General features: G+C 63.1%; 12 protein-coding genes, 1 other RNA gene and 1 pseudogene. 11 read left to right on the top strand and 3 right to left on the bottom strand.

Translation table 11 applies throughout. The features are described from left to right. From NBH12_RS02480 to NBH12_RS02450, 7 genes and pseudogenes are all read left to right on the top strand, one after another. A complete protein-coding gene (locus NBH12_RS02480) occupies window positions 1–2,031 on the top strand; it encodes a dipeptide/oligopeptide/nickel ABC transporter permease/ATP-binding protein (RefSeq protein ID WP_250819136.1) in 2,031 nt (676 codons plus the stop codon). Next, window positions 2,028–2,852, top strand: a complete 825-nt coding sequence (locus tag NBH12_RS02475; protein ID WP_052792228.1) for an ABC transporter ATP-binding protein — start codon at window positions 2,028–2,030, stop codon at window positions 2,850–2,852. The genes NBH12_RS02480 and NBH12_RS02475 overlap by 4 nt, the downstream gene beginning before the upstream one ends. A gap of 108 nt (window positions 2,853–2,960) precedes the next feature. Continuing rightward, window positions 2,961–3,923 (top strand): dihydrodipicolinate synthase family protein, encoded by a 963-nt coding sequence (locus NBH12_RS02470; RefSeq protein ID WP_052792229.1) that lies wholly within the window; start codon window positions 2,961–2,963, stop codon window positions 3,921–3,923. 38 nt (window positions 3,924–3,961) lie between these two features. Further along, on the top strand, window positions 3,962–4,774 hold the full coding sequence (gene nagB, locus NBH12_RS02465; protein ID WP_052792230.1) for a glucosamine-6-phosphate deaminase: 813 nt from the start codon (window positions 3,962–3,964) through the stop codon (window positions 4,772–4,774). A gap of 132 nt (window positions 4,775–4,906) precedes the next feature. Then, a pseudogene (locus NBH12_RS02460) lies at window positions 4,907–5,050 on the top strand (N-acetylglucosamine-6-phosphate deacetylase); the annotation flags it as partial. Window positions 5,051–5,149: 99 nt separating this feature from the next. Next, window positions 5,150–7,441: a sialidase family protein gene (locus tag NBH12_RS02455; RefSeq protein WP_052792232.1), complete on the top strand. Its 2,292-nt coding sequence runs from the start codon at window positions 5,150–5,152 to the stop codon at window positions 7,439–7,441. A 132-nt stretch (window positions 7,442–7,573) separates the two neighbouring features. Then, window positions 7,574–8,842 (top strand): ATP-binding protein, encoded by a 1,269-nt coding sequence (locus NBH12_RS02450; RefSeq protein ID WP_025221051.1) that lies wholly within the window; start codon window positions 7,574–7,576, stop codon window positions 8,840–8,842. Window positions 8,843–8,890: 48 nt separating this feature from the next. Here the strand turns inward: NBH12_RS02450 and NBH12_RS02445 are convergent, their stop codons facing one another. After that, window positions 8,891–9,742: a FadR/GntR family transcriptional regulator gene (locus NBH12_RS02445; RefSeq protein WP_003831288.1), complete on the bottom strand. Its 852-nt coding sequence runs from the start codon at window positions 9,740–9,742 to the stop codon at window positions 8,891–8,893. A gap of 744 nt (window positions 9,743–10,486) precedes the next feature. Next, window positions 10,487–11,959, bottom strand: coding sequence for a metallophosphoesterase family protein (locus NBH12_RS02440; protein WP_016462105.1), 1,473 nt, complete (start codon window positions 11,957–11,959; stop codon window positions 10,487–10,489). A gap of 231 nt (window positions 11,960–12,190) precedes the next feature. Here NBH12_RS02440 and leuA point away from each other — a divergent pair, with 231 nt between their 5' ends. Next, entirely contained in the window at window positions 12,191–14,107 is a 1,917-nt protein-coding gene (leuA, locus tag NBH12_RS02435) for a 2-isopropylmalate synthase (protein WP_003828040.1), read from the top strand. Between the two features lie 143 nt (window positions 14,108–14,250). Here leuA and NBH12_RS02430 read toward each other — a convergent pair whose 3' ends face one another. Beyond that, window positions 14,251–16,617 carry a transglycosylase domain-containing protein gene (locus NBH12_RS02430; protein WP_250819135.1) on the bottom strand — a complete coding sequence of 789 codons (2,367 nt, stop codon included), beginning with the start codon at window positions 16,615–16,617 and terminating at the stop codon, window positions 14,251–14,253. Window positions 16,618–16,834: 217 nt separating this feature from the next. On the opposite strand from NBH12_RS02430, the gene ffs reads away from it, so the two are divergent. The 3 genes from ffs to topA all read left to right on the top strand — a co-directional run bounded on the left by ffs (window position 16,835) and on the right by topA (window position 21,333). Then, window positions 16,835–16,929: signal recognition particle sRNA small type (gene ffs, locus NBH12_RS02425), an RNA gene on the top strand. 122 nt (window positions 16,930–17,051) lie between these two features. After that, window positions 17,052–18,179, top strand: coding sequence for a phosphatase PAP2 family protein (locus NBH12_RS02420; RefSeq protein WP_502801745.1), 1,128 nt, complete (start codon window positions 17,052–17,054; stop codon window positions 18,177–18,179). Window positions 18,180–18,282: 103 nt separating this feature from the next. Continuing rightward, window positions 18,283–21,333 (top strand): type I DNA topoisomerase, encoded by a 3,051-nt coding sequence (gene topA / locus NBH12_RS02415; RefSeq protein WP_003828044.1) that lies wholly within the window; start codon window positions 18,283–18,285, stop codon window positions 21,331–21,333. The last annotated feature ends 164 nt before the right edge of the window (window positions 21,334–21,497 follow it).

Below are 21,497 nucleotides of genomic sequence, written 5' to 3'. Positions count from 1 at the left end.
ATGCTGTTTGGCAAACCCAAAGTCGTGGACGCGGTGTCGCGTCCCGGAGTGAAATTCAACCGTTTCAGCAAAATGACCATTGGATCCAGGCTCGCGTTGCTGTTTGTCGCGCTGCTGGTCGTCGTGGCCGTCGCCGCGCCGGTGATCTCGCCGGAGGATCCTCTCGCCATTACCGTGAGCTATCAGTCTCCGACCGCCGAGCACCTGTTCGGCACCGATAACGTTGGGCGCGACGTGATGACCCGCGTGTTCTACGGCGCACGGTATTCGCTCGTCATCGGCCTGCTGTCCATCCTGTTCGCCTTGGTGCTGGGCGCGCTCATCGGCGCGATCGCGGCCGTGGCCCGCACGTGGATCTCGGAAATCATCATGCGCGTCATCGACGTGTTCATGTCCGTGCCGGGCATCGCCCTCGCCGCCGTGTTCGTCTCGATCCTCGGCCAGTCCATGTTCGGCATCATCGCAGCCATCGGCATCCTGTACGTGCCGCAGATCGCCCGCATCGTGCGCGCGAACATCATCAGCGAGTACGGCAAGGACTACGTGCGCGCGGTCATCGTCTCCGGCGCCCGCGCCCCGTGGATTCTCTACAAGCATGTGATGCGCAACATAGCCGCCCCGGTTATGGTGTTCACCACACTGTGCGTCGCCGACGCGATCGTGTTCGAGGCGTCCCTGTCCTTCATTAATCTGGGTATTCCGGAGCCGACCCCGACGTGGGGCAACATCCTGTCCTCCGCCAAGGAAGGCGTGATCTTCGGCTACTGGTGGCAGGCGCTGTTCCCGGGCCTGATGATCATGATCACCGTGCTGTGCCTCAACATCCTGTCCGAGGGCATCACCGACGCCATGGTGGCCGCTCCGACCGCGCCGATCGAGGAAACCGACGAAGACAAGGAAGCCAAGCGTGAGGAGGATCGTCTGCTCGTCGATCCTGTCGCCGCCTACGCCGCCCAGCGCGAGAGCCTGGAGGAATCCCTTGCCAAGCTGCGCGAGGCCGAAATGAAGCGCACCGACCGCTTCGAGCCCAAGAGCACCGAGCCGCCGGTCATCGAGGTCAAGGATTTGTGCATCAAGTTCCCGCGCCACGGCGACGTGAACGTGGTGGACCACGTGAGCTTCTCTGTGCGTCCCGGCGAGACCATGGGCCTCGTGGGCGAGTCCGGCTGCGGCAAGTCCATCACCTCGCTGGCCATCATGGGCCTGCTAGACCCGAAGGCCGAGATCAGCGGCGAGATCCTGTTCGACGGCAAGAACCTCGTCGGCATGGATCCCAAGGAGCACAACGCCCTACGCGGCCACGAGATCGCCATGATCTATCAGGACGCTCTCTCCTCGCTCAACCCGTCCATGCTCATCAAGGCGCAGATGAAGCAGCTCACCTCCCGCGGCGGCACCCGCAGCGCCGAGGAACTGCTCAAGCTCGTGGGCCTCGATCCGGAGCGCACGCTGGAGTCCTACCCGCACGAGCTGTCCGGCGGCCAGCGCCAGCGCGTGCTCATCGCCATGGCCCTGACCCGCGACCCGAAGCTGGTCGTCGCCGACGAGCCCACCACCGCCCTCGACGTGACCGTGCAGAAGCAGGTCATCGACCTGCTCAACGAGCTGCGCGAGAAGCTCGGCTTCGCGATGATCTTCGTCTCCCACGACCTCGCCCTCGTGGCCAAGGTGGCGCACTCCATCACCGTCATGTACGCTGGCCAGGTCGTCGAGCAGGGCTCCACCAAGGAGATCCTCACCGACCCCCGCCACGAGTACACCCGCGGCCTGCTCGGTGCCGTCACCTCCATCGAGGCCGGCGCCGGAAGGCTCCACCAGGTGCCCGGCACCGTGCCGTCCCCGGCGGACTTCCCGAAGGGCGACCGCTTCGCGCCGCGCTCCAGCCATCCGACGGTGGGCCTTAACACCCGCCCGATCTTCAAGCAGGTGCCCGGCACGTACCACTTCTACGCGGCCCTGCCCGACGACGCGGACGTCACGCCCGCCGTTGACGCCCCGACAGCCATCAGCAAGGAAGGAGGTGCCCGATGAGCAAGGATCCGAACGTGCCGATCATCGAGCTCAAGGACGTCGAGGTGGTCTTCACCACCCGAGCCGGCTCAATTCTGCATCCAAACAAGGTCAAGGCGGTCAACAAGGTGAATCTGCGCCTGATGCCGGGCAAGACCATCGGCATCGTTGGCGAGTCCGGCTGCGGCAAGTCCACTACGGCCAACGTGATGTGCGGCCTGCAGCAGGCCACCTCCGGCCAGGTGCTGTTCAAGGGCCAGGACGTGACCCACCGCACCGCCAAGGAGCGCATGGAGATCGGCCGCGTGGTGTCCGTGGTCTTCCAGGACCCGGCCACCGCGCTGAATGCCCGCATGAGCGTCATCGACCAGCTCATCGACCCGCTCGTCGTGCACAAGCTCGGCGACAAAGCGAGCCGAGACAAGCGCGCCCACGAATTGCTGCGGATGGTGGGATTGCCGGAGTCCGCTCTGTACGCATTGCCGGGCCAGCTCTCCGGCGGCCAGCGTCAGCGCGTCGCCATCGCCCGCGCCCTGTCGCTCAATCCGGATGCGATCATCGCCGACGAGCCGACCTCCGCGCTGGACGTGTCCGTGCGCGCGCAGATCCTCAACCTGTTGTCGGATCTCAAGAAGTCGCTGGGTTTGTCCTTGGTGTTCATCAGCCATGACATCCAGACCGTCCGCTATGTGTCCGACGAAATCGTGGTGATGAACCACGGAACCATTGTGGAGCGCGGAGCGGCTCACGACGTGCTGAACAATCCGCAGGATTCGTACACCAAGCTGCTGCTGGGCGCCGCGCCCTCGCTGCTGCACCCGACCGCGGAGGAATGTCGGTAAGCCGACGATTCACCGTTTCGCCATTCCGTCGTTGGCCTCCTTCAACGGGGCCGACGGCAATGGCCGACCATTATCCGAATAACTTGATTTTGTAAAGGAACCACCATCATGGCAACACAATTCCGCGGGGTCATCCCCCCGGTCGTCACCCCGCTCACCGCCGACGGCGAAGTCGACAAGGTCAGCTTCGCGCGTTCGCTCAACCGCATGATCGACGCCGGCGTCGATGGCCTGTTCACGCTCGGCTCCTCCGGCGAGGTCGCGTTCAGCACCGACGCCCGCCGCCGCGAGATCATCCAGACCGTCATGAAGATTGTCGACGGCCGCGTGCCCGTGTTCGTCGGCTGCATCGACACCGAGACCAACCGCGTGATCGAGCACGCCAAGGAGGCGAAGGAGCTCGGCGCGTCCGCGATCGTGGCCACCTGCCCGTTCTACGCGCTCGGCGGCCTGCCGGAGATCGAGCGCCACTTCCGCCTCATCCACGAGGCCGTGCCCGAGCTGCCGCTGTTCGCCTACGACATCCCCGTGTGCGTGCACACCAAGCTGCCTGGCGGCCTGCTCGTCAAGCTTGGCCAGGAGGGCGTGCTCGCCGGCGTGAAGGACTCCTCCAACGACGACGTGGCCTTCCGCTTCCTCGTGGACGACAACGCCAAGGCCGGCCACCCGCTCACGCTGCTCACCGGCCAAGAGGTCGTGGTGGACGGCGCCTACATGGCCGGCGCCGACGGCTCCGTGCCGGGACTCGCCAACGTGGAGGCCACCGGCTACGTGCGCATGTGGAAGGCCACCGAGGCCGGCGACTGGGCCACCGTCAAGAAGGAGCAGGACTGGCTGGCCGCGCTCATGCGCATCGTCACCGTGCCGCAGGGCGTTGCGGGCTTCGGCTCCGGCGTGGGCGCGTTCAAGACCGCCATGGCGCTGCTCGGCGTGTTCGACACCAACCAGATGCCCAACCCGGTCCTGCCGCTCAAGGGCGAGAACGTCAAGCGCATCGCCGCCGTGCTCGAGGAGTGCGGCATGACGCTCGCCCGTACGCCCGAGGAAGTCTCCGCCTCCACCGAGGCCTGACATCACGGCCTGACGTCAAGGTCTGAAAGGAAAACACCATGGCAGAAGTCATCATCGTCAAGAACCAGGAGGAGGCCGGAGAGCTGTACGGACGCTCGGTCGCGGACCTCATCAAGGCCAAGCCGAACGCGGTGCTGGGACTCGCCACCGGCTCCAGCCCGCTGGCCGCCTACCAGGCGCTCGCCAAGATCGTCGAGGAGGAGTCGATCGACGTCTCCCAGGTGCAGGGCTTCGCGCTGGACGAGTACATCGGCCTGCCGCTGACCCACCCGGAGTCCTACCACGCGACCATCCACCGCACGGTCGTCGAGCCCTTGGGGCTCGACCCGGCCAAAATCCACGTGCCCGGCGACGTGCTCAACGGCACCTCGCTCGAGGACGGCGAGAAGGTCGCGGGCGCCGGCGCCGCCTACGACGCGGCGATCGAGGCCGCGGGCGGCATCGACGTGCAGATCCTCGGCATCGGCACCGACGGCCATGTGGGCTTCAACGAGCCCGGCTCGTCGCTCGCCTCCGGCACGCGCGTCAAGACGCTCACCGAACGGACCCGCATCGACAACGCGCGCTTCTTCGACAACGACATCAACCAGGTGCCCACGCACTGCATCACGCAGGGCATCGGCACGATCATGAAGGCCCGCCACCTCGTGCTGCTCGCGTTCGGCGCGGGCAAGGCCGAGGCGGTCGCGGAGACCGTGGAGGGCGGCATCAGCTCGTTCTGCCCGGCCTCGGCGCTCCAGATGCACCCGCACGCCACGATCATCGTGGACGAGGAGGCCGCCAGCCGCCTGCGCAACAAGGACTACTACCGGTACTCGTTCGAGCACAAGCCGGCCTGGCAGGCGATCTGACCGCACGTGGTCCCGGTTCCCTTCGTTGGGACCGGGACCACGGCGTTACATCTGAAGGAAGGCAATATGACCGAAACTCGTGAACAGGTCGTCGCTCGCGTGACGGCGGCCGTGGAAGGCGCGGCGGACGGCGCGTTCGGCTTCGACCGGCCGAACCCGGTCACCGGCGCGCCGCTGGGCCTCGTCGCCCCCGGCCACGCCGCCGACCTGCTGATCACCGACCCGGGCGCACTGGCGGTGAAGCACGTCTGGTGCGCCGGCCGCCGCGTGAGTTAGCGGGCCGGGCCGGACGGTTTGACCGGACGGTCCGCCCGCTGGATTGCTTGCAACGATGCAGGATAGTTAAACAGGAAACGTAATACGAAAGGTACTCCCATGTCGCATATTCCCAATCAAATCCACCAGACATGGAACAGTGCGCTGCTTCCGGAACAGGGGGGAACGCTGCATGCGGCGTTCCACGTCGCCACGGACGGCATGCTGTTGGAAGCGCGAAACGCCGAACGCGTCGCGCTGGCGGTCACGGTTTCCCGCGGGTCGCTGGTCGTCGAGTCGCCCGAAGACCATATTGTGCTGGACGTCGAAGACACCTACGGCGTGCAGTTCGGCGGTGTCCACGACCTTCATATCACCTTCGGCGATTTTGGCACGCGAATCTATCTGGATGGCTATCAGGCCTTCGCCTGCGCGACCAACATTTGCCCGTCGAAGTATGCGCAGACCGGCGTCTTCCACTGCGCCAATGAAGCGCATATCGGCGTTGAGCGGCTGGAATGCTTCCCGGAGGTTTGGACTTCGGAGCGTATTCAGGGCAGCGTTCCCGTGCCGCAGCCGGATATTGAGTTTGCCGCGGCCTATTTGGCGGACAAGGATGTGAAGACGCTGCACGGCGTGACCGACGGCACGATCTATGCGCAGTTCCGCGTACGTGGCGTCGGACAGTTCGGCACGATTCTTGCGGCGCGCGATGACGATCGCCAGATCATGAACGTGGACATTGACGATGACGGCTTTGTGTACCGCGCTTTCGTCAAAGGACAGTGGTGTGAGTATCGCGCCCACGGCGATTGGAACGATGGCGGGTGGCATGATCTGGTCATCCGCGCATTCCGCGGTGCGGTGGACATCTATGTTGATGGCAACATGGAAACGCATCAGCCCGGTCAGGTGTTCTTCGGTGATCTCGAGGGGCTGAGCTACGTGTCGATCGGCGAGGACACGGCCGGTGTGCGGTTGTGCGGCGAAGTTCGCGGCGGCGGTCTGTTCCTGTATCCTCTGGGAGAAGGGCAGATTCGCAAAATCTCCGACGTGCCGCCCACCACCGATACCGCGTTGTTCGACAAAGGATATGAAGGATCCGCAAGCTACCGCATCCCGTCTTTGGTGACCACGCCCTCCGGTGTGACGATTGCCGGTGCCGACCAACGTGTGGTCATCTCCAACGATGCCCCCAATGAGATCCATTTCGTTGTCCGCCGCTCCTTGGATAGCGGACAGACGTGGCTGCCGTTGCAAACCGTCATCGCCTTTCCCGGTGATGGGCTGGATGGCGCGAGCGTCATCGACTCATGCATCGTCTGTGATCGTGAGACAGGCCGTGTGACGGTCATCATCGACCATTTTCCGGGCGGTCGAGGCTTCGCCAACGTTGAAAAGGGCTTGGGGCTGGATGCCCGGGGACGGCTCATCCTGCACGATGGCGAGGGGGCGGAATACCTGCTCCAACCTGATGGTGCGGTAACGTCCTTGGACGGAGAAGCCACGTCATACCGTGTGGATGAGGATGGCAACGTCACACGCGATGGTGAGTCCGCGGGCAACATCTATCTCAAGGAGGGCGTCGACCCGCATGAAAGCCTGCTGACCGCGCGTACCAGCTATCTGGTGGAAGTGCATTCGGACGATGATGGCGAAACATGGTCCAAGCCCAGGCACATCAACCATATGGTCAAGGAAGGATGGATGGGTTTTCTGGGCACGTCGCCCGGCAACGGCATCCAGCTGAGCGCCGGCAAACATCGGGGGCGACTGCTCATCCCGTACTATTGCACCGGCACGAGCCCCAAGTTCAACGCAGGCGGCGCGCTGATCTCCGATGATGGTGGCCAGACGTGGCGCAGAGGCAAAGCCATCAACGAGGGGCGCGTAGTCAACGGCAAGGTCGTGGACGAACGGGACGTGCGCGATGACGATGCCACCACGCACGAATCGGTGTTCGTGGAACGGGCCAACGGCGATGTGCTGTGCCTGTTCCGCAATCAACATCATCTGGGCAGGGTCGGCAAGGCCGTTAGCCATGATGGTGGTGATACATGGGAAACCGTTGAGTTCGATCCCGATCTGCCGGACATCTTCAGCCAGCCCAATGCGGTGACGGTCCCGTCCAAAGCCGACGAGGAGCCCGGCTGCGCATCCGACCGGATCGTTTTCGCCAATGCCAGCCTGATGCGTCCCTACCGTGGCTGCGGTGTGCTGCGGCTGAGTGAGGATGGCGGCCGCACGTGGGCGCGCAATCGGTGTTTCAATCCCTATCACTATGTCTACCAGTGCATGTCGGTGCTGCCGGATGGGGCCATTGGCCTGTCTTGGGAGCGGGAAACGGCCGGAGTGTACTTCACGCATCTGCCGCTGAGCTGGTTCGGAGTGAAGTCGGCTGCGGAGGAGTGATCCTCGGCTATACGTGACCGTGCGTACAAAGGCGTCTTCCTGGCAACTCTGGAAGACGCCTTTGTACGCAGCATCTATATTTTTTGTACATTCGATGTACAATTTTTTGTACATTCGATGTACAATAATTGCATGTCCGATTACATTGCCCGGCCTCTGGCTGAATCCATCCTGCATGCTCGACGCAAGGCCGTGATCCTGGAAGGGGCTCGCGCCGTAGGCAAGACGATGATGGCCCAGCGCCAACTCGTCGGCGTCGGCTTTTCGTATGAAACCCTTGCGGATGCCAACGCATACGAACTGGCGAAAACCGATCTGCATGGATGGCTGGAGTCCTTGAACCTACCGGTGATCATCGATGAGGCGCAGCGCATCCGCGATCTGCCGCTCGCCGTGAAGGAAATCGTCGATGCGCTGCCCGCCGGCCATACGCAGTTCATCCTCACCGGCAGCGCGCTCATCAACCGAGGTGGGTTGGACGGCCAGGATCCTCTGGCCCGTCGAGCGCAGCGTTTCACCATGAGCCCCCTGACCCAACGTGAGATGCACGGCGTTGACACCAGCCTGGTGGACGATTTATGGGATGGAGAGCCGGACGTCTCCTTCGACGAGCCGATCGCCCGTCAGAAGCTTTACGATCTCATGGCCGCCGGAGGCTTCCCCGAATACTCGTCGCAATATGCCGAATATGCGGATTGGGAACGGGAAAGACTTGTGGCGGATGACATCCGTGCCGTGCTCGGCGACACCATTCTGCCCGATGAGAAACTTGACGCGGCCATCGCCGAAAATATCCTCACGAGGCTTCTGTGCATGCCCGGAGGCGTTCTGAATGCCAGTGCTTTGGGTGAGCAGCTTGCCCTCGACCGGCGTACCGTAGACCGTTATGTGGGCATCTTCATGCGGCGGTTTCTGGTGGGCGCGTTGCCGAATCTGCGTACCGCGCCTAACCGTCAGACCTTCGCCCGTGCCAAAATCCATCCGGTGGATACGTCGTTGAGCGTACAAACCATGCTTTCTAAGGGCCGCGATCCCATGGTCAACCCGGTGGATTACGGCAATCTCCTCGAGTCGTTCGTCGTCAACCAGATTCTGCCATCTGTGCAGTGGTCCCGCATTCATCCCGATTGCTTCTATTGGCGCGAATCAGGCTCCGGTCCCAAGGAGGTCGATCTCGTCATGGTAAGCCGGGATCGAATTGTCGGCGTCGAGGTCAAGTCCTCCTCCCGGGTAACCCGTGAGGATTTCAAAGGGCTGGCGGCGTTGGCCAACGACCGGCGGTTTTACCGGGGCTACCTTGTGTATACGGGTGGCCGCGTGATGAAATGGCCGGGTAATCTTTGGGCATTGCCTGTGGCGGCGTTATGGAATCCCGACGCATTTATAGCTGCGGCGGAGTGATGCGGGGCTGACGGCCTTCCGCCCGCTCCGCATCACGATTACCCAACTTCACTCGGTACCTCCCTGAATGCGTTGCTTTAGGATGGACTCGATCGGCTCGTAGTGGTCGATGACGGCTTTCCGGTATTCCTCGACATTACCGGCGAGGGCCGCGTTCAACATGCGCTTGTGGGCCTCTGCGGTACGGTCGAGCTCGCTGGACACTGGCAGACCCAGTTGGGGAAGAACCGCCATGTGCACGAGCCACAGGGAACGGACCATCTGCTTGACGATTGTGTTGTCCAGAGAATCGAGAATCCCCATATGGAAGTCAATGTCCAATGCGAGGAAGGTCTTGCCTTCCTTGGCGGTATTGGTCATGGACTCGGCAAGCTCCATGAGACGCGGTTGTTCGCTGCCGGCAAGCGATACGACCACTTCGCCGGCGCATCCCAAGTCCAGAAACCTGCGCAGCTCTACGACATCCTGCAGGTCTGTGAAATTCTTGCCGACAGACACCATGGATCGGAATGCGAGCGTTTCCACCATCGGATCCAAGGACAAAGAGCCCACGAAGGTGCCCTTGCCGTGTTCCACTTTGACGATGTTGAGCGCTTCGAGCTTGCGCACGGCCTCGCGCACGGAGGAGCGGGAGGCTCCGATCGTGTCGCACAGCTGTGTTTCAGTGGGCATCACGTCGCCGGATTGCAGGTGCTCGCGCAGGATGTAGGACTTGATCGCGTCCATCGTCTCGTCACAGCGACTGCGAGCGGAGACTGCGGGCGTGACCTTCAACGACAGTCGGGCCAGCAAAGCCAGTTCCCGTTGGCTGTACTCTCCCTGAGGGGTGAATGATTCCGCGTTTGGTGCTTCCGTTGAAGCTGGCGGTTCAAGTACGGCCGAGTCGGATAGGTTGCTCATGATGTGCTCCTTGTCTTGTTCGTCCTCAAGTTGGTGACGCCGTTGTCGTGATCAATGATTGTGCAGTTCTCAAACGGCTTTTCTGTCTACAATAGTGCGAAACGAAAAGGCTTGTCCGGGTTTGGGTCGTTTTTTACCATAGCGCTGACTTTACCGGTATTGAGCATGGTTGAATGGTCCGGTTGGCCGTGACGCGTATGGCATGCTCCGAGGTTCCTTGACTTGTTGTTGCGATAACTCCGCATTGAGTCATCAGGCATCTGACAACTTCCATCGTATCATACGCATGGTGGCGGCATGCGGGCCGTTCGGTGGTCTTTTTCCATGCAGAGTTTCGCATGGCTGTGGGCTATCTGCGGAGTGTGCAGCAGATTCGGGAAGTCGTGGATAGGTGTCCGCAAAGGCGAAAAAGTTCTGCACACTATGGAGATGGCACGGCCGGTTGTGCGCCGCGGCCGCTGGTTCAGGCATTCCATATACCCCGACGATCACGTTTCTATGGCGGCTCTGGTGCGTACCGGCCGCCACGTCGTGAAATGGCCGGAATTCCAGGCGTTTCACGACTGACATTCCTCACGCTGCCACGTTTTGCGCGGGTTCCAGGGCCATGTTCGTATCGTTTTTCCTTGTTTTCCCTGTGGATTTGTCACGTTTTGCGCGGGTTTTGCACCCGCTGCTGCCACGTTTTTCCATTTTGCGGATGCATGCGGGTTCATGTGGGTGCATATGGAGGCGTGCGGGCACTTATTGGCGCTTGCGGGCGGTCGCGGCTTTCACCGCGGAGCCCACCGCGGACGCCACCGCGGAGACGGCCATGCCGGCGAGCAGCGCGAGGGTGGCGAAGACGCCCGGTCGGCGCAGCTGGTCGCGCAGGGTGGGGCCGTCCACCACCAGGTGGTCGCCGATGAAGACGCGCGCCTCATTGTGGCCGTAGCGCTCCACGAGGTCGCCGTAGGTGAGCATGCGCGTTGCGTAGGCGGACGGGTCGGATTCGCGGAATTCGAACAGGCGGATGCCACGCAGGCGTGACTTGGGGCCGTACGAGGCGAAGCCGCAGGTGGGGGCGTAGCCGAGGTCGAGCCCGTCCACGTGACCCACGAACGCGTTCTTGTGGTCGTGGCCGCAGTAGAGCGCGAAGTAGCCGCCCGCGTCGCGCAATGCCGCCACCTCGCCGCAGTTCACGTCTGCGCATCCGATCGATTCGCCGAGGATCGAACCCGGCCGGCACACCGAGCGGTCCAGCACGTAGCAGCGACCGGCGAACGTGCGCGCGCCCTCGACGGCGTTGGGCGTGAGGGGCGGCACCTCCTTGAGGCACTGGTAGAACTCCTGCGGCGGGATGTGCTGGAACGCGATCGCGGGCACGGGCCGCCCGTCGCCGTTGCGTTCGGCCAGAGAGCGCTGCACGCCGCCGAGCCACGCCAAGGCCTGCGGGGTGGGCGTGCCATAGCCGTCCGAGTCGGCCAGATCGAGCCCGCGCGGGTCGCGCGCGTATTCGGCGGGCGCGAGGTGCGACGACGGCTCGCCGAATACGGTGTCGTCGGGGGAGAGTCGCTCGGTGGCGTAGTCGCCCGAATTGACCATCACGACGCTCATGGCCACGCGGCCTGACCCGTCGGACGCCTCGACGGGCAGTGCGAACGTGCCGGGCTCGCAGACGAGCGGGTTGTCACCGTCCGCGCCGTGCTCCCCGGGGTCGCGCGGGTTGAGGCAGCCGGGGAACTCGCGGTAGATGCCGTCCTGTTCGCCGGCGAGGATGCCGCACTGGAAGTCGTGGTTGCCGTAGGTGGCGGCGAATGGGACGCCCGCGCGCACGACCGGCCCGAGGAATCCGGCGAAGCACCGGCGCACCTTGGCGCGCGCGTCGTCGAGCAGCGCGTCCACGGCGTCGTCCGGCACCTCGGACTCGGGCGGATCGGGCAGCCGCGTCCCGTCGAACGTGCGGCGCCACCACGCCTCGAACCGCGTCACCTCGCGCACGTGGTCGCCGGGCCGCTCCCCGCGCCGGCGCAGGAACGTGCGCATCCACGCCGGATCGTACCCGCGGATCTGATCGCCGGTGAACACCACCAGATCGGGTTTGGCCTCGCGGATCGCCGCCTCGATGAGCGCCACGGTGTCCGGATCCACGTCCGGCCCGTCCTGCACGTCCGCCATCTGCAGCACCCGGAAGGTGCCGTCCCCATGTCCGTCCCCACGGAAGCGCAAAGTCGTCATACGGCCCACTTTAACCCATCCGCAATCCAACCGCCCGGTATGGCGATTGGGATCTGTGACGCCGGCACGCCGCCGCGTAACCGCTATGTGGCATGGGCGCGGCGTTGGGATGCTGGAACGGTACGATGGAAGTTCGTTACGGATATGTAACGCAGTGATAGAGGAGCGCGTCGACTGCCCGGCATTCCCGCCGGCCGAAGGGGCGCGCCGATTCCAAGCAAAGGAGGAGTAATGGGTCAGGATCAATCGTCCGTGTTTGATCTCGCGGCCGTGGCCGCGGCGTCCAATGGGGGGAACAACGACCCGCTGCTGCCTCCGGCACGATTCATCGGCGATTCGCAGAAGCCCAGCCGTATGCCGTACAACAAGTACGCCTCATACAGCGAGCAGATCCCGTTTGATTACCCGGAGCGCACGTGGCCGGGTAAGCGACTGCAGCGCGCACCGCGCTGGTGCTCCGTCGATCTTCGCGACGGCAACCAGGCCCTCGTCAACCCGATGGATTCCGAGCGCAAGCTGCGCTTCTGGAACCTGCTCGTCTCCATGGGATTCAAGGAGATCGAGGTGGGCTTCCCGTCCGCATCCGAAACCGATTTCGACTTCATCCGCATGCTCATCGAGCGCGAGCTCATCCCGGACGATGTGACTATCGTGGTGCTCACCCAGTGCCGCGAGCACCTCATCCGCCGCACCTACGAGGCGCTGAAGGGTGCCAAGCGCGCCATCGTGCACTTCTACAACTCCGTGTCCGTGCTGCAGCGCGAAGTGGTGTTCAAGAAGAACAAGGAAGAGATCAAGAAGCTCGCCACCGACGCCGCTGAACTATGCAAGGACCTCGAATCCGAGGCCAAGGGCATCGACCTGTACTACGAGTACTCGCCGGAATCCTTCACCGGAACCGAGCCGGAGTACGCCGTTGAGGTGTGCAACGCCGTGATCGGCGTCATCAAGCCGACTCCCGAGCATCCGATGATCATCAATCTGCCCGCCACCGTGGAAATGACCACGCCGAACGTGTTCGCCGACGAAGTGGAGTACGTCTCCACCCACCTCGACGACCGTGATTCCGTGGTGCTCTCCCTCCACCCGCACAACGACGAAGGCATGGGCGTGGCCGCCACCGAGCTGGCCGTGCTGGCCGGCGCCGACCGCGTGGAAGGCTGCCTGCTGGGCAACGGTGAGCGCACCGGCAACGTTGATCTGGTCACGCTGGGCCTCAACTGGCTCACCCAGGGCATCGACCCGCAACTCGACCTGTCCAACGTACCTGAGATCCGCAAGACGGTTGAGTACTGCAACCAGATCAAGATTTCCGAGCGCCATCCGTACGCCGGCAACTTCGTGTTCACCGCGTTCTCCGGCTCGCATCAGGACGCCATCAAGAAGGGTCTCGAGGCCCGTCAGGTGGCCGCCGAGCGCGCCGGCGCCGATCTCGACAGCTTCGTCTGGCTCGTGCCCTACCTGCCGATCGATCCGAAGGACATCGGCCGCACGTACGAGGCCATCATCCGCGTCAACTCGCAGTCCGGCAAGGGCGGCATGGCATACCTGCTCAAGACCAACCACAACCTTGACCTGCCGAAGCGCCTGCAGATCGAATTCGACAAGATCGTTCAGAACTTCGCCGACACCACCAAGAAGGAAGTCAAGGACGAGGACATCTGGCGCTTGTTCAAGGATGAGTACCTGCCGGTCGAACAGTCCGGCATGACCGCCGCCGGCGTGGTTGTGGGCGATACCCACGACGCTTCGCTTGCGCCTTGGGGCCGCCTGAAGCTGCTCAAGGTGTCCGTCAGCTCCGGTGAGGACGGTTCCGACACCGTGCTCAAGGCTCGCCTGCTCGACCGCGGTGTGAACGTTGGGGGCGAGCAGCCCGTGGAGCGCGAGGTGTCCGGCATCGGCAACGGTCCGATCGCCGCCTTCCTCAACGCCATCTCCAACTTCGGTGTGGATGCTTCGATTATGGACTATGTGGAGCACACCATGTCCGTGGGTACCGACGCCATGGCCGCCTCCTATGTGGAATGCCAGGTCGGTGAGGCTGACGACGCGCAGATCGTGTGGGGCGTGGGCATTGACTCGTCCATTACCACCAGCGCGCTGAAGGCGATTATCTCCGCCATCAACCGTTCCCAGCGCAACCGCTGAGGCCGCTGAGTCGCACATATAGTATTGGCTCCCCTCTCTGAGGGGAGCCAATACTATTGGGTCTCTCCCTCAGTCAGCTTCGCTAACGGCTCCCTCATCAGAGGGAGCCGTTGCTGCCATCAGAGGGAGCTGTGCTGCGGCTCTTACTGCTGCTGGGATTGCGGCTGCTGCGGGTCGGGCTTGGGCTGCGGGTCGGGCTTGGGCTGCGGGTCGACGTCGGTGTCGCCGTCCCCGCCACTGCTGGTACCCGGATAATTCGGGCATTCGGTGGAATAGCTCGGGTTGGCAAGGCACTGCTGGGCGAATTCCTGCTTCTGCTGGGCCTCGGCATCAGCCTGCTTCTTGGCTTCTTCCTCGGCCTTCCGCTTGGCTTCTTCCTCGGCCTGCTTCTTGGCCTCTTCGTCATCGGTGGTGGAAGAAGAGGAGCTCTGGCCGCCGCCCAAGCCCCACGTGCCGTCGGAGCCACCAATCTTGCCGCTGTCCTTAGGCGTGGTGAACTGCTCAACGGCGGTGCCCTGCAGCGCCTGAGTCATGTATTCCTCGAATAGGTGCGCCGGGTAGCCGGTGGAGGTGACGCCGTAGCCGCCGAATGCCGGCACAACCTGCGGGTTGCCGTCCGCATCCGGATTCCAAATGGCCCATACGTTCAACAGGCTGGGCGTGTAACCCACGAACGATGCCGCCAGCTCATCGTTGGCGGTACCGGACTTGCCGGCCACTTGGCGGCCGCCCAGCGCGCTGGACACGCCAGCGGCGGTGCCGTAGGTGGTGGTGCCCTGCATGGCCTTCTGCACTAGCGCGCAGTCATTGGCGTCAAACACCTGCTTGTTCTCGTTGGGTGCGTTATAGAGGTCCTTATTATCGGAGCTCAGCACCTTGTTCACCATGTGCAGGGTGTTCTTCACGCCATTGTTGGCGATGGTCGAATGCCCCTGCGCCAGATCCCACACGGTCAGCGCGTTGATGCCCAGCACGTTATACATGGAGCTGGTGTCGATCTCTCCCTCGATGCCCGCTTCATGCGCGATTTTCGCCGTGCGCTGCGGCGTAAGGTGTTCGTTGACGTTCATGAACACCGTGTTCACCGAGTTGGCGGTGGCCTGGTACAGGTTGATGTTGCCCCAGTTGATGTTCAGGGCGTTGTTGACCTCGGCGGTGATGCCGGAGAAATGCTGGTGCGAGTTGCCGTTGAACATCGTATCGAAGTTCACGCCGGACTGCGCGGCGCCCAGCAGCGCGAACGGCTTCATCGTGGAACCCGGCTCGAACATGGCCTGATCGGCGTTGTTGAGCTGCTGTGTGAGGTAATCCGAGCCGGCGTAGACCGAGACCACGGCGCCGGTCTTCTGTTCCACAGCGATGCCGCCCACCTGAATGCTCTCCGGCATGCCGTCCGCGCGCGTGTCTCCCACGGACTGCATCGCATCCTGCTTGGCCTTGTCAATGGTGGTAACGATCTTATATCCGCCGGTGTCAAGATCTTCCTTGGTGAACGTCTTGGAAGCCACCAGCTCACGCCGCACCATATCCAGCAGGTATCCGTTGGGGCCGGCGTATTCGTTCTGCTGCGTCACGTCGGCGGTCTGCGGGAATTCGGCGGCCTTGTGATCCTTGGCGGTGATGTAGCCGTCTTCCTGCATGATGTTCAGCACGCGCTTGAATCGGGCCTTGGCCATATCGGGGTTGTCGGCCGGATCCCACGTGGAGGGGGAGGGGATGATGCCGGCGATCATCGCGGCTTCAGACAGCGTCAGATCCTTGGCGTCCTTGTTGAAATACGACTTGGCGGCGGCCTGGATGCCGTAGGAATTGCGGCCTAGGTAAATCGTATTCATGTAGTTGCACAGCACTTCATCCTTGGATTCGGTCTGCGCGATTTTGATGGCTATGATGGCCTCGCGGGCCTTGCCCACGTAGGAGGTGGTTTCGCCCATGTAGTAGCGTTCGGCATACTGCTGGGTGATGGTCGAGCCACCCTGACGGGTGCCCTTGGTCACGTTGTTGATGAACGCGCGGGCGATGCCCTTGAGATCCAGGCCTTTATCCGTGTAGAACGTGCGGTTCTCGGAGGCCACGATGGCGTTGCCCACATAGTCCGGCAGCCCCTCGCAAGAGATGATCTCGCGGTTCTGCTCGGCGTATGAGCCAATCGGCGTGGTGCCGTCGGCGTAATAGACGGTGGTCTTCTCCGCCAAGGCGAACTTCTCGGGCTGGAGCACCTCGGTGGTGGCATACAGGTATGCGAACACGCCGATACCGATTGCCAAGCCGAGTCCGATAAGGCCAAAGAATATGCCCAATACCCACTTGAGCACACGGTGGCCGCCATTCCTTTTATGGCTGGATGCGCGATGGGTGTTGGCCGGCTTGCGGCTCGTGTTGTTCTTGCCGCGAGGGCCGCGAGTAGAGCTTGTTTTCGTGGTGCCTGCAGTCTTGCTCTGCGTGGCGCGAGGCTTACGGAGCGCGGGGCCGCGGTCTGACGAATGTGCACGACGTTTATATGAAGCCATGATTCCACCGTAACTGCTGGCCTTGAACAAACGTTTGACGTGAACGCTCTCAGGGCGAACACTAAGCGCGATTTTCCCGGAACTCTTACAATTGGGCACTATTCTGCGACTTGCATGGATATTGGCTGAAAGCCGTGGGCGCAGCGCCGGCCGGCACGCGGCAATGCCTAATAAAAAGGGCTTCCCGTCGCTCGTCCACCCATTTTCTTAAGCTTGACACAGCCTCCGCGTGGCGGTATGTCACCCAACTCCCCCAGGGCAGGAATGCAGCAAGGGTAAGTGGCCTCTGCCGGGTACGTGGAGGTTTTTCTTTTGTGCGGATTTGGCCCTGAGCGCGCGGCGATGCGGCGCACTGTCCGGGGCGCGGCCGTACAGTCGTGAATATGAATGACGCACAGAATCCTGTAATTCGTGATCCGCATGCGCCGGCCAGTATGGTGGGAGGCGCCTCTGATGCGCGCTCCGCCGCCGATAATGCAAGTGACCCGTTCGCCGCGTTGGGATCGGGCTCCGCTGCGGCAAGCGCGTCCCCAAACGTCATCGATCCGCTGGCCGGGCTTGGCTCGCCGGCTCGCGGACCGTCGCGTGGGCTTGATGATCTCGATCCGCTTGATTCCGGCGAGGTCGACCGTGGACTGGCCAAACTCGACCCGTTGGCTGTGCGCCCGCGTATCTCCAGTCGCGTGCTGTGCGCCGTGTTCGGCCTGCTGCTGATCGCGGCGGGATTCGGCATCTGGTGGGTGTGCGTGTTCACCGAAGACGGCCAGTCGTATGACGAACTGGTCTGGAAGAACCTCGTGACCGGCGTGCCCGGCGCGGTCGGCGGCCTGATGTCGCTGGTCGCCCAATCATGGCTGGTCATCGCCATCAGTTGTCTGCTTGCGGTGATTGGCGTCGTCTCGGCATTGGTGCGTCGTCGTTGGTGGCTCGTCGGGCAGATCGTCGTGTTCGCCGCGGTGTGCCTGGCCGTCACCCGAATCAAAGGGGTGCTGCCGCGTCCGTTCATCATCAATACTGATTCTCCCGCAGCCAATTCCGCGCCTTCCGGGCACACGATGCTGGCCGCCGCCTGTGCGGTGATTCTGCTGCTCGCCGTGCCTCGTGCGGCACGTGCGCTGGCGGGCATTATCGGCGTGATTTGGTCTTGGACTGTCGGCGTATCCGTGATATACGGCCAATGGCACCGCCCCTCGGACGTGGCGATGTCAATACTGCTGGTGGCCGGTCTGGCGCTGATCGTGTTGGTCTTCACCCGGACGTACGGCATGGACGAGCCGGGCAGCCGCGTCTCTTCCGTAAGCGTGCAGATCGTTGGCAGCGTGCTGATCACCGGCGGCCTCCTACTGCTGGCATACAGCGCATATGTGATCTGGCAGGTGGTTCCGGGCCTGAATATCAGTGCGAGCTGGGCGGTGTTGGGTTCGATCGTCAGCGCCATCGTGGGCGTTGCCGGCGTTGCCGCGCTCACCTTCGGCCTGCTGCTGGCTTTGCGGCACATCACTGCCGCACCGCTGAGTCGATTGGGCCTCATCGGCGCGCCTCCAGCGCCTCCACAACGGTGATTTATGGCGCGTTGTGGCCGTAAATTTGGCAGTTGACCATGAGTCGTGAGTATTATGACGCCAGAAACACCGCGCGTTTCACACAATGAATAAGGAGTAGGGCATGGCTACCAAGCTCGTGATTGTGGAGTCCCCGACCAAGGCCCACAAAATCGGTGACTATCTGGGCAAGGGATACACCGTCATGGCATCGGTCGGCCATATTCGCGACCTTGCGCAACCCAGCCAGGTGCCCGCGGCCGATAAACCCAAGTTCGGCAAGTTCGGCGTGGACGTCAACGATGGGTTCAAGCCCTACTACATCGTGGACGGCGATAAGAAGCGCACGGTAAGCGAGCTGAAATCCGCCCTGAAGGGCGCCGACGAGCTCTACCTGGCGACTGATGAGGATCGCGAGGGCGAGGCCATCGCATGGCATCTGGTGCAGACGCTCAAGCCCAAGGTGCCGGTCAGGCGCATGGTGTTCCACGAGATCACCAAGGACGCCATCAACGCCTCGCTAAGCAAAACGCGCGATGTCGACAGCCATATGGTCGACGCTCAGGAGACCCGCCGTATTCTCGACCGACTCTACGGCTACGAGCTGTCCCCAGTGCTGTGGCGCAAGGTGGGGCCGGGCCTGTCCGCCGGCCGCGTGCAGTCCGTGGCCACCCGACTGATTGTGGAGCGCGAGCGCGAGCGTATGGCGTTCAAGCGTGCACCTTACTGGGATGTCGTCGCCACGCTGGCCGCGCCTGACGCTTTGGGCGAGCGCACCGAGTTCGCGGCCCGCATGATCTCGTTGGGCGGCAAGCGACTCGCCGGATCCAAGGACTTCGGCTCGGATGGCCAGCTGACTCCCGATGGTTTTGCGGGCAGCGTTCGCCAGCTTGATGAGGCTTCAGCCACCGCCGTGGCCGAAGCGCTGAAGAATGCCGACTTCACCGTGATGTCGATGGAGACCAAGCCGTACCGCCGCCGCCCGCAGCCGCCGTTCACCACCTCCACCCTGCAGCAGACCGCGGGAAATCGCCTCGGGATGGGGTCTCGCGCAGTGATGCGTGCAGCACAGAGCTTGTACGAGAACGGCTACATCACATACATGCGAACCGATTCGGTGACGCTTTCGCAGGAGGCCATCACCGCCGCCCGCAACGCCGTCTCCTACCATTTCGGCGACAAGTTCCTCTCCGCCGAGCCCAAGCAGTACGCCACCAAAACCGCTGGCGCGCAGGAAGCCCACGAGTGTATTCGCCCGGCGGGATCCCGATTCCATGACCCCGATGAGCTGGCCTCCAAGCTGCCCATTGACCAACTGCGCCTGTACACGCTGATCTGGCAGCGCACGCTGGCATGCCAGATGGCCGACGCCACCGGATCGACCGCCACCGTGCGCCTGTCTGCGCCGGCTGGCCCCGCCGATGGTGAGGCTGTATTCCAGGCATCCGGCACAGTCATCGAATTTCCTGGCTTTATGAAGGCCACCGGCGAGGGCCGCAAGCCCAAACCCGCCGCAGCCGACGCGGCGGCCGCCGATAAGTCGGGTGCCAAGGCGACCAAGTCCGATGCCTCCGAATCCAATGCTTCCCTACCGCCGATGGAGGTGGGCCAGCGGGTCGAGGCTTCCGACATCGAGCCGGATGGCCACGAAACCCAGCCTCCGGCTCGATACACCGAAGCCACGCTGGTCAAGACGTTGGAAGCCAAGGAGATCGGCCGCCCGTCCACCTATGCCAGCATCATCTCCACGATTATGGATCGCGGCTATGTGTATGAGCGTGGCCGTGCGCTGATCCCCAGCTGGCTGGCATTCTCCGTGACCAAGCTGCTGGAAACGAACTTCCCCAAGCTGGTCGATTACACGTTCACCGCTGAGATGGAAAACGGCCTCGATCGCATTGCTCACGGCGAGGAGACTGGCCGGGATTGGCTGACCCACTTCTACTTTGGCTCCGGCGAGGGCGCGGCCCGCAATGCCGACGAAGCGCATGAAGGCCTGCAGCAGCAGGTGGCACAGCTTGGCGAGATCGACGCCCGAGCCATCAACACCATTGACATCGGCGACGGCCTGCATGTGCGCGTTGGCCGGTACGGCCCGTATCTGGAAGATATGGAGCATCTGGATGCCGAAGGCAACCCGAAGCGTGCCTCCCTGCCGGACACCATCGCGCCGGACGAGCTGACCGTCGAAGTGGCTCATGATCTGACCGACAACCATTCCGGTGGCCCGCGCGAGCTGGGCAAGGACCCGGTTTCCGGCGGCACCGTGGAAGTGCGCAATGGTCGGTTCGGGCCGTATGTGGCGTTGGTGCCGCCTGAGGGTGCCGCCGATTCCGCCGCCGCTGCGCCGGCCGGCAAGAAGAGCTCCAAGAAGGCCGCGGCCGCTGCGTCGCGTCCGAGGATGGCCTCGCTGTTCAAGACCATGAGCCCCGAATCGCTCTCGTTGGAAGATGCGTTGAAGCTGCTGAGCCTGCCGCGCGAGGTGGGCAAGTATGAAGAAACCAACGCCGAGACCGGTGAGGTTTCCGAATGCACGGTGGCCGCCAACAACGGTCGCTATGGTCCGTATCTGACCAAGACGAGCGCCGACGGCAGGTCGGATACCCGTTCGTTGGGCTCCGAAGATGAGATCTTCACCGTGGACATTGACAAGGCCAAGGAGCTGTTCGCCCAGCCCAAGTACGGGCGTGGTCGCGGACGTGGCGCCGCCAAGCCGCCGCTGCGTGATTTGGGCAACGACCCGAACACCGGCAAGCATGTGACCATCAAGGATGGCCGCTTTGGCGCTTACATCACCGATGGCGAGACCAACCGCACGGTGCCGCGCCAATACACGCCGGAGTCGATTGCGCCGGAGGATGCGTTCCGTCTGCTTGCCGAAAAGCGCGCGGCTGGGCCCTCCACCCGTGGCCGCCGCGGCCGTGAGCGTGCCGGTGCCGCGAAGTCGGGAGCCAGGGGAGCCAAGAAGGGCGCTGCTTCGGCTGCGACCAATGCCGCCGAGGCCAAGCGCGCCGGACGCCGTGCCGAGGTGAAGAAGCTGGCGAACAAGGGCTGGTCCAACCAGCGCATTGCCGAAAAGCTCAGCTCCACCGCCGCCACCGTGAAGAAGGATGTCGACTGGCTGACCGCCAACGAGGGCTACGAGCGCCCCGCCGTAATTCCCAAGCGTGGCTGAGCGGAATTATTGCTCTACTTGCGTTTCAAGGGGCTGATTTCTCGTTTTGAGAATATCTACTTCCGCTTCAAGGGGCTGGTCATCTGCTGAACCACGAGTATGAACGGCTCCGCGCCAACGTCATTCCGCCGTTTTGGAACGTTGTCTACTTGGACAACAGCCCC

Origin of the sequence: Bifidobacterium sp. M3-N-101, from assembly GCF_023656805.1 — a bacterium.
GTDB classification, from domain to species: domain Bacteria; phylum Actinomycetota; class Actinomycetes; order Actinomycetales; family Bifidobacteriaceae; genus Bifidobacterium; species Bifidobacterium breve.
Note: the sequence above shows the minus strand (reverse complement) of the source record. Positions and strands in the feature narration are given on the sequence as shown.